Origin of the sequence: Candidatus Mycoplasma mahonii (assembly GCF_030550815.1) — a bacterium.
Taxonomy (GTDB): Bacteria; Bacillota_I; Bacilli_A; order Mycoplasmatales; family Metamycoplasmataceae; genus Mycoplasma_O; species Mycoplasma_O mahonii.
In genome coordinates this window covers 410,080-424,446 of sequence record NZ_CP114583.1, presented here as the reverse complement: position 1 = coordinate 424,446, position 14,367 = coordinate 410,080, and the positions used below count along the sequence as shown (strand labels likewise).

At 31.3% G+C, this 14,367-nt stretch carries 12 protein-coding genes and 1 rRNA gene; 5 read left to right on the top strand and 8 right to left on the bottom strand.

Annotated features, from left to right (window positions below):
- Positions 1 to 178 precede the first annotated feature (178 nt).
- Positions 179 to 4,918 carry a beta strand repeat-containing protein gene (locus O3I44_RS02085; protein ID WP_303716641.1) on the bottom strand — a complete coding sequence of 1,580 codons (4,740 nt, stop codon included), beginning with the start codon at positions 4,916 to 4,918 and terminating at the stop codon, positions 179 to 181.
- Positions 4,919 to 5,537: 619 nt separating this feature from the next.
- Positions 5,538 to 6,062, bottom strand: a complete 525-nt coding sequence (locus O3I44_RS02080; protein WP_303716639.1) for a hypothetical protein — start codon at positions 6,060 to 6,062, stop codon at positions 5,538 to 5,540.
- Between the two features lie 190 nt (positions 6,063 to 6,252).
- Here O3I44_RS02080 and mutM point away from each other — a divergent pair, with 190 nt between their 5' ends.
- The 4 genes from mutM to O3I44_RS02060 all read left to right on the top strand — a co-directional run bounded on the left by mutM (position 6,253) and on the right by O3I44_RS02060 (position 9,951).
- Positions 6,253 to 7,062 carry a bifunctional DNA-formamidopyrimidine glycosylase/DNA-(apurinic or apyrimidinic site) lyase gene (gene mutM, locus O3I44_RS02075; protein ID WP_303716637.1) on the top strand — a complete coding sequence of 270 codons (810 nt, stop codon included), beginning with the start codon at positions 6,253 to 6,255 and terminating at the stop codon, positions 7,060 to 7,062.
- Between the two features lie 421 nt (positions 7,063 to 7,483).
- Positions 7,484 to 7,816, top strand: a complete 333-nt coding sequence (locus O3I44_RS02070) for a winged helix-turn-helix domain-containing protein (protein WP_303716635.1) — start codon at positions 7,484 to 7,486, stop codon at positions 7,814 to 7,816.
- Complete coding sequence (locus O3I44_RS02065; protein WP_303716633.1) at positions 7,803 to 8,006, top strand: cation transporter; 204 nt, start codon at positions 7,803 to 7,805, stop codon at positions 8,004 to 8,006. The genes O3I44_RS02070 and O3I44_RS02065 overlap by 14 nt, the downstream gene beginning before the upstream one ends.
- Positions 7,987 to 9,951: a heavy metal translocating P-type ATPase gene (locus tag O3I44_RS02060; protein ID WP_303716631.1), complete on the top strand. Its 1,965-nt coding sequence runs from the start codon at positions 7,987 to 7,989 to the stop codon at positions 9,949 to 9,951. Before O3I44_RS02065 ends, O3I44_RS02060 begins: the two co-directional genes overlap by 20 nt.
- Before the next feature lie 43 nt (positions 9,952 to 9,994).
- Here O3I44_RS02060 and rrf read toward each other — a convergent pair.
- The 3 genes from rrf to O3I44_RS02045 form a co-directional block, all read right to left on the bottom strand.
- Positions 9,995 to 10,098 (bottom strand): 5S ribosomal RNA (gene rrf / locus O3I44_RS02055).
- A 13-nt stretch (positions 10,099 to 10,111) separates the two neighbouring features.
- Complete coding sequence (locus O3I44_RS02050) at positions 10,112 to 11,152, bottom strand: DMT family transporter (RefSeq protein WP_303716629.1); 1,041 nt, start codon at positions 11,150 to 11,152, stop codon at positions 10,112 to 10,114.
- A 35-nt stretch (positions 11,153 to 11,187) separates the two neighbouring features.
- Positions 11,188 to 11,415: a YneF family protein gene (locus O3I44_RS02045; RefSeq protein WP_303716628.1), complete on the bottom strand. Its 228-nt coding sequence runs from the start codon at positions 11,413 to 11,415 to the stop codon at positions 11,188 to 11,190.
- Between the two features lie 120 nt (positions 11,416 to 11,535).
- Between O3I44_RS02045 and O3I44_RS02040 the strand changes: the two genes are divergently transcribed.
- Positions 11,536 to 12,681 (top strand): iron-containing alcohol dehydrogenase, encoded by a 1,146-nt coding sequence (locus O3I44_RS02040; protein WP_303716626.1) that lies wholly within the window; start codon positions 11,536 to 11,538, stop codon positions 12,679 to 12,681.
- A gap of 46 nt (positions 12,682 to 12,727) precedes the next feature.
- On the opposite strand, the gene O3I44_RS02035 is transcribed toward O3I44_RS02040, so the two are convergent.
- From O3I44_RS02035 to O3I44_RS02025, 3 genes are read right to left on the bottom strand one after another with little or no spacing between them, the layout of a single operon-like run.
- The gene (locus O3I44_RS02035; protein ID WP_303716624.1) at positions 12,728 to 13,546 is read right to left on the bottom strand and encodes an MSC_0882 family membrane protein; all 819 of its coding nucleotides are present in this window, start codon (positions 13,544 to 13,546) and stop codon (positions 12,728 to 12,730) included.
- Complete coding sequence (locus tag O3I44_RS02030) at positions 13,546 to 14,199, bottom strand: hypothetical protein (protein WP_303716622.1); 654 nt, start codon at positions 14,197 to 14,199, stop codon at positions 13,546 to 13,548. The genes O3I44_RS02035 and O3I44_RS02030 overlap by 1 nt, the downstream gene beginning before the upstream one ends.
- A 31-nt stretch (positions 14,200 to 14,230) precedes the next feature.
- Complete coding sequence (locus O3I44_RS02025) at positions 14,231 to 14,353, bottom strand: hypothetical protein (RefSeq protein ID WP_303716620.1); 123 nt, start codon at positions 14,351 to 14,353, stop codon at positions 14,231 to 14,233.
- Between the last annotated feature and the right edge of the window lie 14 nt (positions 14,354 to 14,367).

Below are 14,367 nucleotides of genomic sequence, written 5' to 3'. Positions count from 1 at the left end.
TAACTAGTACACTTAAGGGCGGGAGTGAACCCCCAACGTTAAATGCAAAATTATTTGAATCATTTTAAGATAATTAGATTAACATTCTTTTTGTTTTATTTAGGAAGTAAATATAAAAAACGATAGGAAAAAGGCCACAAATTATATTTATGGCATTTACTCTTATTATTTCAAATTATTATTGTCTTAGTCAGACTGTAATCTTTTTTTCAACTGTTTCAGTTCCTTTGGTTAAAATAACAACCACATGAGCATATGCACGTTTTCCTGGCCAATTAGCAAATGACTGAATCTCATATTTTGCTATTACACCAGGGGTTAATATTGGATAAGCAATACCAAGTTCATCAACGGTAACATATCTTCCAGAATTTCGCATCAAAGCACTTAACTCACTTGCATCTTTTGAAGAATCTACATTCACAAATTTAGCTAAGTTAACCTTTAATGTTGAATCTTCATATAATTTAATAGCTGCAAGAACTTTGTCAACTTCTGTTCCAATAATTGGTGAAGAAGCAAGGGCACTAACTGTATCTATATCTGTTGCATCATCTATCGCATTATTAGCTGCTGTTTGAGCACTAGCAATCGCTCCAAATAGTAATGCATCATAAGCATCATCATCTTGTGAAGGAGCTGTTTCAAAGGCAGTTGTAATAAATCTTTTTGCTGTAGTTTTAGCTGCTGTCAGTAAACTTGCAGTACGATTAGCATTTTCAATCGCAGCATTATAAATTTCTAAACCATCATCAACGGCAGTTTTTAATGATCCTGTATTTGTTGTACTAAACAAGGCCTCAACGTTCTCAATAGATAAGGCGTTGTCAATACTACTTAAGCCATCAGTTTTTATGTTCTCATAAGTAGTTTGAGCAGTCAAAGGAACAATGGCATCATCGACTAAAGGAGTTATATCTAAACCATCAAAATAAGTTGTAAACGCATCAATACTTTTAGTTTTAGCTGCTGTCAGTAATTTTGTTGTTTCTGTTGCTGTATTTTGTGCTGGTGTAGGACTTAAATCAATAGATGTTGCTAATGGTATTGTTAAATCACCTGCTCCATTAGTTAAAACTGCAGTAATGGCAATCGTTCTATCACTAGCAACATAAGTATAAGTAAATGCACCATCAACGGCACTACCTAATGTAATTCCGTATTTGATTTGGGCATTATTGTCAAAAGCTCCATTGTCCTCAGCATCAGCACTTTTAGCAGTAGCTTCAATTGAAACTAGATTATTAACTCTTGCTTGTTCAGCATCAAGGTGTCTTTGATCATTAGCTTTTGCAATCGCATCATTATAAATTATTAAACCAGCATCAGCATCAGTTTGTAATGATCCTGTATTTGTTGTTTTACTAAACAAGGCATTGACGTCATTAATAGATGTGGCGCTGTCAATACTACTTAAGCCATCCATTTTTATTTGCTCATAAGTAGTTTTAGCAGGCTCAGGAACAATGGCGCCATTGGGTATAGTTATAATTAAAGCATCGAAATAAGCTATAAACGCAGCCTTACTTTCAGTTTGAGCTGCTATCAGTAATTCTGTTTCTGTATTTTCCGCTGGTGTAGGACTTAAAGAAATAGGTGTTATTGTTGGTACCGTTAAATCACTTGCTCCATCAGTTAAAACTGCAGTAATGGTAATCGTTGTCAAACTAGCATCATAAGTATAAGTAAATGTACCATCAGCGACACTACCTAATGTAATCCCGTATTTGATTTGGGCATTATCGTCAAAATTTCCATTGTCCTCAGCATCAGCACTTTTAGCAATAGCTCCATTTGAAACTAGCTTATTAACTCTTGCTTGTTCAGCATCAAGGTGTCTTTGATCATTAGCTTTTGCAATCGCAGCATTATACATTACTAAACCAACATCAGCAGCAGTTTTTAATGATCCTGTTGTTGTTGTTGTTTTACTAAACAAGGCATTGACGTCATTAATAGATGTGGCGCTGTCAATACTACTTAAGCCATCCATTTTTATTTGCTCATAAGTAGTTTTAGCAGGCTCAGGAACAATGGCGCCATTGGGTATAGTTATAATTAAAGCATCGAAATAAGTTGTAAACGCAGCCTTACTTTCAGTTTGAGCTTCTATCAGTAAAGCTGCAGCAATAGCTATTGTCCCTGTTGAAGCTTCATATAATCTAATAGCTTCAAGAACTTTGGCAACTTCTGATCCACTAGTTGTTGAAGCAACAAGAGCACTAACTGCAACTATACTTGTTGCATCATCTATCGCATCATTAGCTTCTGTTTTGGCATTAGCAATTGCTCCAAATAGTGATGCATCATGATTCGCAGGATCCGCTGTAGCATAACCATCCACAATGGTGGTAATAAATCCTTTTGCTATAGTTTTAGCGTTTTCTAAAGCAATAGCTATTGTCCCTGTTGAATCTTCATATGCTTTAATAACTTCAAGAACTTTGGCAACTTCTGATCCAACAGTTGTTGAAGTAGCAAGGATATTAACTGCAGCTATATCTGTTGCATCATTTATCGCATCATCAGCTGCTGTTTTGGCATTAGCAATTGCTCCAAATAGTGATGCATCATGATTCGCAGGATCCACTGTAGCATAACCATCCACAATGGTGGTAATAAATCCTTTTGCTTTAGTTTTAGCTACTGTTAGTAAAGATGCAGTACGATTAGCATTTGCAATCGCAACATTATAAATTTCTAAACCAGTATCAGCATTAGTTTTTAATGATCCTATATTTGTTGTTCCATCAAACAAGGCATTGACCTCATCAATAGATGTGGCGCTGTCAATACTACTTAAGCCATTAGTTTTTATGTTCTCATAAGTAGTTTTAGCAGCCAAAGGTTCAATGGCATCACCCTCTAAACTAGTTGTAACTAAAGTATCAAAATAAGTTATAAACGCCTCACTACTTGCAGTTCTAGCTGCTGTCAGTAAAGATGCATCATTATCAATATTAGCTTTTGCAATCGCAGCATTATAAGTTTCTAAACCAACATCAGCGGCAGTTTTTAATGATCCTATATTTGTTGTACTAAACAAGGCCTCAACGTCCTCAATAGATAAGGCGTTGTCAATACTACTTAAGCCATTAGTTTTTATGTTCTCATAAGTAGTTTGAGCAGCAAAAGGAATAGCATTACCAGCTAAACTAGTTATAGTTAAAGCATTAAAATAAGCTATAAACGCAGCCTTACTTTCAGTTTGAGCTGCTATCAGTAATTCTGTTTCTGTATTTTCCGCTGGTGTAGGACTTAAAGAAATAGGTGTTATTGTTGGTACCGTTAAATCACTTGCTCCATCAGTTAAAACTGCAGTAATGGTAATCGTTGTCAAACTAGCATCATAAGTATAAGTAAATGTACCATCAGCGACACTACCTAATGTAATCCCGTATTTGATTTGGGCATTATCGTCAAAATTTCCATTGTCCTCAGCATCAGCACTTTTAGCAATAGCTCCATTTGAAACTAGATTATTAACTCTTGCTTGTTCAGCATCAAGGTGTCTTTGATCATTAGCTTTTGCAATCGCAGCATTATAAATTATTAAACCAACATCAGCATCAGTTTTTAATGATCCTATATTTGTTGTTCTACTAAACAAGCCATCGACGTCCTCAATAGATGTGGCGCTGTCAATACTACTTAAGCCATCAGTTTTTATTTTCTCATAAGCAGCTTTAGCATCCGAAGGATCAACGGCACCACCCTCTAAACTAGTTATAGTTAAATCATCAAAATAATCTGTAAATGCATTCCTACTTGCAGTTTTAGCTGCTAGTAAATTTGCAACAGCTTCTGTTGCTGTATTTTCCGCTGGTGTAGGACTTAAAGTAATAGGTGTTATTGTTGGTACCGTTAAATCACTTGCTCCATCAGTTAAAACTGCAGTAATGGTAATCGTTGTCAAACTAGCATCATAAGTATAAGTAAATGTACCATCAGCGACACTACCTAATGTAATCCCGTATTTGCTTTGGGCATTATTGTCAAAAGCTCCATTGTCCTCAGCATCAGCACTTTTAGCAGTAGCTCCATTTGAACTTAGACTATTAACTCTTGCTTGTTCAGCATCAAGGTGTCTTTGATCATTAGCTTTTTTAGCAGCGGTGTTAGCAAGAGCAATCGCATTATTATAAATTACTAATCCTGCATCGACAACATCTTTTAATGATCCTGCACTTCCTGCTGCATTAAATAAGAAATTCATCTCATCAATGTTTGAAGAAGCATTGATGGTATGTACACCATCAATTTTTATTTGGTCATAGACAGCTTTATCAATATCTGCTGTAACACCCTCATTGAAAATAGTTACTGGTAGTGAGTCAAAATAACTTTCAAAAGTCGTAACTCTAGATAATTTGTCTTCTAGAGTTAACTTATTTGGGTTAGTAATTCTATCTATCATCCTAGCAGTTGGTTGTTCCATCGCAGTTGTATTAAGCACTTCATTTTTAGTAATTGCAGCTTTAATAACTGCTTCACTTTCTTTGGACCCTGATTCTAATAATTTAAGTAAAGTTACTTCACCTGTTGCTTTAACAACATTAAAAATAGCTTTAATGGTGTTAGGATTGGCTTGAATTGCTGCTGCACTTTGTACAATAAAACTCGCATGAGTTGAAACCGTTGCTCTTGGTAATACTCCAGTAGCTGTCAATACTAAATTATCCCCATCATCATTCATATCAGTCACATTGATATTAGTAAGTCCTAATTTTAAATCTTGAAAGGTTTCTTTGAAAGTACCATATTCTCTTGACTCTATAATTTTAGCATCGACTAATTTCTTTCCTGGTGTGATGTAAACACTGTCACCATTATTCATCATTAATAATGGAACTGCTATAGCGGTTGTTACTATTGCTCCAATTCCACCGCAAACCGCTATTTTAATTCTCTTGGACATTATTCTCCTTATGTATATTAAAATAATTATAAGGTCATATATATATATATATATATATTAAAAAATAACATATCATAATTTTAACAAAAAAATTATTAGACTTGCAAATCATTATGAGAGCACCTCAAATAAATGGTTTATTTATAAAATTACCAAAGAATTAAATATCAGAGTAAAACGAATTCAATTATGTTTAAAAAATGCTTGTTATTTCAAATGACAAATCTATTGCAAACAATATCCTTGAAAGTCTAAAACAAAAAGAAAATATGATGTGCCCACATGGAAAAAATATATAGTGAAGAATAAGCGCAAGCGCAAGAATATTAATAGGTGTGCTGAAAAGTATAAAAAGTTAAGTAAATTTATTAGGCAAACATATGATACCCGTTAGTGTTTGAGTTAGTAGGCAATAAAATTCTTAAAGATGCATCAAGAGATCTATGGCAAGCTACATTTATGAGTACTTAGAAACTTTCCTTGATGGTTAGATTAGCAGGAAACCAATTAAAACTGTGTCCTTATTATAACAAAAGCAACATGATTAATTTGTTGCTTTTGTATATTTTTAGAATATCTAACTATAATAGTCAATCGTCAATACAACATTGTATGTAGCTTATTTTTGATATTCTTTTTGCAAAACTTTTAATTTTTTTTCAAATTCAGTAGCAGTAATAATTCCATTACTTAAAGCATTTTGTAAGCTTTGTTTCTTTTGACTAAATTCATCTCCAGCTGGTTGCATATTATTATGATTAACAAACCGAGGTGTGAATTCATAGTTTTGTGCCCTATATTTATTTCTTTCAACAATTGAAATAACTAGGCCAACAATACCAAATGTGAATATTGAAAATACTATCAATATACCTGAGTTATTGGTTATGTCATTAATCCTAATAGAATTCACAATTCCTAAAATCCAAAATACAATGTTTGTAATTAATATTGCACCTCATATTGCACCTCATAAGATACCACCAATTATTGCAATTCATAAGATAGCATCAGTATATAAGAGTGCAGACACTGGAATCAGAGCAGTTGGAAATATCAATAATATAAATGCAAAATTTAAACCAAATGATCAAGCCATTAATTTAACTTGCTTATTTGATCTTTCTTCTAATTCTTTTTTCATATTGACTCCTTTCGATAATTATGTTACATAATATAATAATCTTAAATCAATATTTTAGGATTTTATTTAAATTACTATCATAAATATTATATTTGGTTATTTAAAATATGTTCATAAAATTATGTTTTGATTTGTTTAGCATTTTAAGAAACATTTTATTTATAATAGTAACATCTAAAAAGGAGCCCAAATGCCAGAATTACCTGAGGTGAGAGTCTCATCTAAAATGATTAATAAGAACATCAAAGGTCAAGTGATTAATGATGTTGTTGTTCTAAAAGAAAAACTCATTAAGGAAATTAGCAAAAGAAAATTTATTCACATATTAAAAGGCAAGGAAATTTTGAATGTAACTAATTATGGCAAATTTCTAGTTTTTCATTTATCAGATAATCTAATCATGTTGAGTCACTTGCGTATGGAAGGTAGTTATCACGTGGTGGGTGGCGAACCATTAAAACATGACCGGATAATTTTTAAATTCAAAGATTTTGATTTAGCTTACAACGATAGCAGGATGTTTGGAACCTTTCATTTAAGAACAAACCAAAATTATAAAAACACATTACCGCTCTCTAAATTGGCAAAAGAACCTCAAGATATGGATGTTAAAAAATTGCAAGCCAAATTACAAAACAAACGTATTGCCATTAAGTCATCTTTACTAGATCAAACCGTGCTTAATGGACTAGGGAATATATATGTCAATGAAGTATTGTTCCATGTGCATATCAACCCACAAAGACCTAGCAATCAAATAACTTTAAGTGAGTTGAAGAAAATTTTAAGATCTTCAGCAAAAATTATGGATAAATCTACGTCAATGGGTGGAACAACTATTAAATCTTATGTTTCTTTTAATGACCAAGCAGGAGGCTATCAGGATCACTTGAAAGTTCATGGTAAGACCAGAGAAAAATGTCCAAGATGTAAAAGAACAATTGCAAAAATTAAAGTTGGAGGGCGAGGCACTTATTATTGCCCACATTGTCAAAAGTAATTCTTTTTACTTATTGTATTCTGTCTCAAATTGTTTAAGTTTTTTTCAAATTCAGCTGCAGTTATAATTTCATCATGCAATGCATTTTGTAAATGTTGTTTTTTCTTTTTTCTAAATTCATATTTATTTTTTCTTCTTTTGTATTTTTTAAAATTTTATTTATTTCATTTCTTTTTTATTGAGATGCATTTATCTCTTTCAATAACCGCAATAATTAAACCAACAATTAAAGGTAAGTTCCAAACACTACCAAGAAACTTATAAAGTTAACGCAAGAGGGGGTTAATGCTTTTGCTATATTTTTAATTCTCCTTCGTGGTACTATAAGCATTGATAAGAAATTTAAAGAATAAATATATGTGCCATAAATAAAAATAAATTTACCATATATATGTTATTATTCATATGAAAGGATAATCATATGACTATATACGAAATCAATAAATTATTATCAAGTGAAAATAAAAGTAAGCTGATAGCCCACTTTTGAGATTGTAGTTGTCAAGATCATAACTTAACATATATGGTTGATAAGTTAGGCATATCACAATCTAACCTTTCAAAGCACATTGGGATGCTTTTAAAACTTGGCATACTAAAATATAAACAAGTACTTAAAGAAAGATACTACTACATTAACACAAAATGGAAATCTGAGTGACAAGATATTGTGGAGCCACAAATTTTAGCTCGTGAAAATAAACACTTTGTGTGTAACTGTTCATTGAAAGGAACAAAACATGACAATATCTAAACTAAAGGTTAATATGCATTGTGCAGCATGTGCTATTAATATTGATAAAACACTTAATAAAATTGGTTGTGAATCAATTTCCAATCCAGTTTTAAAAATTACAAAAATTAAATATGATGAAAACAAAATAACACATGGAGATATCATCAAAGCTATTAAGGGAATTGGCTATGAAGCAAGAAAATCATAACCGTGATAAAACAAAAGGTCACCAGTATCATTATGAAGACAAAAGCAAGTCCAGATGATTCTGAATTAGAAGTATATTATTGCTTATTCCGTTTCTTTATTTTATTATCCTTAATCTTGTTCAACCATCTGGCCCCATCAGCTGAACTTGGCACTATGGAATTTGATTCCCTCTAACTTCATATCTTATTTTTTGAGAAGGTCGGAGATATTTAAAGATTTATCAAAAAGCTTTTAAAGGAATTTATGATATGGATACCTTAATTGGTTTAGCATCGCATATATTATTTATTTTCTCAATTGGTATGTCATTTTTTCATTATGATTCACCGATGTTTTCATATACGACCATGTGAGAAGGGCCAGCAGTTTTAATTGTGGTCACAAATATTGGACACAAAGTGGAAAGTAGCGTCAAACAGAGTTCCTTGAAAGCATATGAAGAATTAGAAAACATGAAAAATCCCAGTGTCACCATCTTCAGAAATAATCAAGAATATCAAGATAAAGCTGAAAACTTAAAAATTGGGGATTTGATTATTGTTAGAAAAGGAGAAATAGTGGGACTTGATGGACTAGTCCAATCCAATGCAAGTTTTGATTATTCCAATATCACAGGCGAATCCAAAAATATTAGATTGTCAAAAAATCAATTTGTTATTTCTGGATCCTATAATCTCGGTGATGATGTTTTAGTTAAAGTGACGAAGAATTACAATGAATCAACCATTTCTACTATTATTGAAAGTATTGAAAACGTCTCAATGGCTAAACCAAAATTACAAAAAATAGCTGATAAAATACTTAAGTGATTTGTTCCTGTTGTGTTACTTATCTCACTTACAACTTTAATCGTTTGATTAGCAACTTCTTATACAGTGGGTATTAATTTGCCATGAGTGAAAAATGATTCTAACTTTATTTTATCAATTTCAGCAGCGGTGACAGTTATTGCAATTGCCTGTCCATGTGCTTTAGGAATAGCTACACCATTAGTCTATGCAGTATCTTCAACACTTGCTGCTAAAAATGGTATTCTAATTAATAATCCTATTGCATTAGAAGAATTAGCCAGAGTAAAAATTTATGCTTTTGATAAAACAGGGACTATTACTTCTGAAAAATTCAATATTAAAAAGATGACAGGTAACAAAAAATATATTGGTTTAGCAAAAACTCTTGAACAAAATGTGAAACATCCTATTGCAGCTACTATTTTAGAACTAGAAGGTAAAATGGAAAAAGTGACAAAAATTACTTCAACCAACATTGATGGTGTTAAAGGTATGTGAAATGGGCATAAAGTTGCCATAAAAAGATATTTAAAGGGCAACAAAGAAACAACTAATATTGCTTTATATATTGATAATAAACCGGAACTAATCTTTGAATTAGAAAACGTGATTAAACCCGGAGTCAAGGATGTGATCAAGCAATTAAAATCAAAAGGAATATGAACCATTATGATCACAGGAGATCAAAAAGAAGTTGCTCTCACCATTGGTCACAAAATTGGAATTAATGAAATCCACTATGAAATTAAGCCGGATCAAAAAGCAACTATAATTAGAACATTACAAGAAAAAGAAAAAGTAGCTTTCATTGGCGATGGTTTTAATGACTCGATAGCCATTAAGCAAGCTGACATATCAATTGCTTTTTCATCTGGTAGTGATATCACAAATTCACTATCAGATATATCAATCATTAACAACAACTTCACTATGATTAACAAAGTAAGAGCACTGAGTAGTATGAACAACCGTTGAGTAATAATGGCATTGACTTATGCATTTATGTTTAATGTTATCACTATTCCTGTTGCCTTCTTATTGCTTGTTCAACCATGAGTTGGAGCCTCCTTAATGGCCACATCAGATGTATTGGTTGCAACAAATGCCTTTGCTTATAAAGTCTTAGGGAACAGATGGTTAAATAAAAATTAGCAATGCTAATTTTTTATTAAATTATTGTTGTAAAAGGGCTAAAAAAAAGCCATTCCCTATCTTCCCTTACGGTATTGTCGGCTCCACTGAACTTAACTACTGAGTTCGGCATGGTATCAGGTGTACCTCAGCGATATGATGACCAAATAAATTATACACATTATTCCATCTTTTTATCTAAAATTTCTGCTTTATTTGCATCATTATTAAAATAGATTACTATGAGTACACCAATTAGGAGGGGAACTAACAATAAAAATGATCATAAAGGTAATGTTTCAAAACCATTAGAACCCCCATCAATTCCATTTGGAAGGTATTGCAGAAACTCAGCAGCAATGGCTGGAACTAAGAAGTTATTAGTATCAATGATTGATGTAATCTTGGGGCCGATTTTTTGGATTGCATCCAAGTGCATATATCTTAATAAAACAACATTAATGGAAACCGCAATAATAATTAAAAGTGCTTCTCAAGTGCTTAAAATTTCAACAAAATACAAAAAGGTGTTGCCATAGATCATTAAGATGGGCATGATGAAAATTCATGTAGTTAAAGTTGTAAAAATATTTCTTGTTAAAATAATTTCATTCTTGACAAAGACTCTATTTTTCATATTCATTCCTAGCTTTAAAAACACACCTTCAAAAGCTCAAAAGAATGCAGCAAGTAATCCAAAAAGCATTCCAAGTAATGTGATTAGTGAAAAAGATGATCCATTAATGAATGCCGGTAATGTCAGAAATAGTAACCCAGCTAGGATCGTGATAAAAACACCAAGTCAAACAAGCAATGGTTCTTTTTTTCTAATAAAGAATTTTAACAATAAGATCGACATGATTGGATACAGCGCAGTTAAAATAACACCATAAGTTGGACCGGCATTAATAATAGACAATGTGAAAAAAATATTACCTGTTGTTGTTCCAAGAATTGCCGCAAGGACATAGAACAAACCTTCTTTGGATCGTATTTTTTTTATAGTTGATACTAATGTCGAAGGCCCGATGAAAGCAATTGCAATGATAAGACCAATTAACTCCTTACCGGCCATTACAGCTCCACCAAAAGCATTATTAGCTAGTACTGCACTAGAAAAAACAAAGATAAAAACCTGAATCAAAATTCCTTCCATTCCTTGACATAGGGCAACACCTGTGGCTGAAAATACACCAGTTAGTTTATCCTTTTTTAATAGCATGATACTATTATAAGCAAAAAAATGGCTTTGCCATTTTATTTTGCATTCTTCATTGATCTCATAACAGATTTAATTTGAGCCTCAGATGGTTTTCTGCCCATTTGCAGAAACATAGCCCTAATCATTTTCTCGTTTACGGGTGGATTTTCCCTTAATTGTTTTTCAAACATTTTCTTTGTAAAAAAGAATCCTAAAGCTGCTCCGGTTAATAATGTAATAATAGAAATACCAATTATTAAACCAATCCCTAATGCTAGCGACATATAAACTCCTTCTTATTTCTAATTAATACTATTATAAACAATAAAATAATAAATTATTTCTTATTTCGATTATCAGATTATTCTAATATAATTTTAGTAGAAATTACAAGGAGATAAAATATGGATAGAATTAAATTTGAGACGGAAATAGTATTTGGGGAAGGGGCAATTACAGAATTACCATTACTAATTAAAAATACAAATGCCAAAAAAGTATTAATTACTTATGGTGGTGGTAGCGTTAAAAGAAATGGAATAATGACTAAAGCTATCGAACTTCTAAACGATGCTGGGATTGAATATATTGAATTTGGTGGAATTGAACCAAACCCGTTACACAGCACAATTGATAAAGCAGCACAATTTGGTAAAGATAATGGTGTTGATTTCATTTTAGCAATTGGTGGCGGATCAACAACTGATGCCTCCAAAATCATTGCCACGAAAATGACAAATAAGTGAACATCATCTTGAGATTTTATTATGAAGAAAGTGAAAATGAAAAATGAGCCAATTCCAATGGGCGCAATAGTAACATTGTCTGCAACTGCTAGTGAAAACAATAATGGATCGGTTGTCAGAAATGCAAAGACAGAAGAAAAAAAAGGTGGTTTTACTAGAGCTCCAATCTTTGCAATTGAAGATCCAACATATACCTATACTGTTAGTCCGTGACAAACAGCTTCAGGTTCATTTGATATATTTTCGCACTTACTAGAACAATTCTTTGGCGCAACACCATTTGATTATTCTGATAACCAGATTATCGGAATGTTAAAAACATTAATGAAAAATGTACCGATTGCCTTAAATGATCCAAAGAACTTTGAAGCAAGAGAGTCATTAATGATAACTTCATCATTTGCTCTAAATAAAGTTATTAACTTTAAACAAAGAGGTTCTGATTGATTTGTTCACCAACTAGAACATGCGTTTTCGGCTATTTGAGATATAAGTCACGGCGCTGGCTTAGGAACCATTTCATATTGATACTACGAATACGGAATCAATAATAATCCTGATTTCCATAAAAGAGCAACACACCTTGCCAAAGAATTATTTCAGAAAGAATCAGCCAAAGATTTCGTGACCGGGTTAAGAGTCATGATTGATGGATGAAACATACCCAATACATTCACTAAATATGATGACATCTCTCAAATAACTGAGGATGATATGAAAAAAATTATTAACCATACCACTTACAGAGGAATATTTGATTTTCAAGATGACGAACTAAAAAAATTAATTAAAACAATGATTTAAGTTTAATAAAAATATGCAAAGCATATTTTTATTAACAACTAAATATTTATCTTTTTCTCTTGATGAATTTGAAGGTAAATCATGCAATAACCGGAATTATCATAAAGATCATTATCGATATAACAAACAATCTGCGATTACATTTATTGATATCTTGCTTAATAGCGATTGAATCTGATTCTGGCATTATTTTATTTCCAAAATAAAGATCTATTTCTAATAACTTTTTCTTTCTTTGAATCGTTAAAACTATTTGTATTAACATCACACTTAATAATGCAATAGAAAATATAATAGTCATTAAGTCGGGGTTGGAAAATCACATTCTAATCCACTCTTTAAAATTAAATATTCAAAATGAGACATCTTTTAGCCATCATAACAATAATGTCGTAATACCACCATAAAAAACAATCACAAATGTAATTCAATTATGATTAGCCTGCTTCTTAATGATGCTTTTGTATAACTTTGCAATAAATGGTGGTGCATCTGAGAGGCCAATTTTTAAATCTTCTTTATATCTTATTAATGATTTTGTAAGATAATTTATCTCGCTAATTGTAATAAATATTTTATAAAATGAAAGAACCAAAATACAAGAAGGGATAATAATGGATAAAATGGACGAGTTAAGGACAGTCATGTATAAAACAATAAAAATTATGGAAGCAATTGATAATATAGAAAATAATGAGAGTGTAACTTTTTGTCTAATGTTTTCCCATCTAATAACTTTGTATATACCATTTGGAATTACATTGTCAGGATCAACTGCAACTTTTTGTGATAGCTTTGTAGCCGAAGTGACAGCGGGATTAACAAATTTAATTGTGTTTGTATCATATAAAGGTTTAATATCCATTAGTTTCCTCCTTTCATTATTTTATTTAATTTTATTGATGGTTTATAAATAAATTTCTTAGCAACTTTTGTTTTAATATAGAGTTTTAAATTCGTTAACCGTTCTAGCCCTTGTCTTGCTGTTTCATATGATGATTTATTTATATCTTGATAATCTTCAATTGCATAATTCAAATTAGAATCATAATATTTTTCAATAAATTTTTTATCCTTTTTCGTAATTGATGGTAGTAATTTATCTAATTCGTTTTTTGATGTTTTATAGATAAGTTTATCAACATGATTAATTAAATAATTTGTAACAATTGTTAAATCATTCCCATTTTCTTTATATTTTTTAAATATATCACTTCTCTCAGACACCGATATGCCTTTTACTTCTTTACCAAGAACAAGATTAATGGAAATACTTAAAATAAAATCATTATCTTTTGCTTCAATGTCAACTGAACCTTTTAATTCAACATTGACTGAATATCTTTTTTTAACGAGCTTTGGTGTTTCAACAATATTAACAAAATCCAGATCTGTGATCTGAACCATCTCGGTGAATGATCTTCTATATTCAATAATTTGATTAACAATAGAGTCACCAAAAGCACTCAAGTCATTAAGTGGAACATATTTTTCATCGGTATATTGTTTCAATTCCATGTATTAATTATATCATAAAACTAATTTAATACTAATCAAATACAATTTTATTACTATTTACTACTTTATTACTATTTTGCTCATATTTCATTGTTTCTCTTCTTTCTTTGAAAAATACTGAAAACGCTACTATTGATGCTCTTAAATTAGACATAATGTCATTAGAAA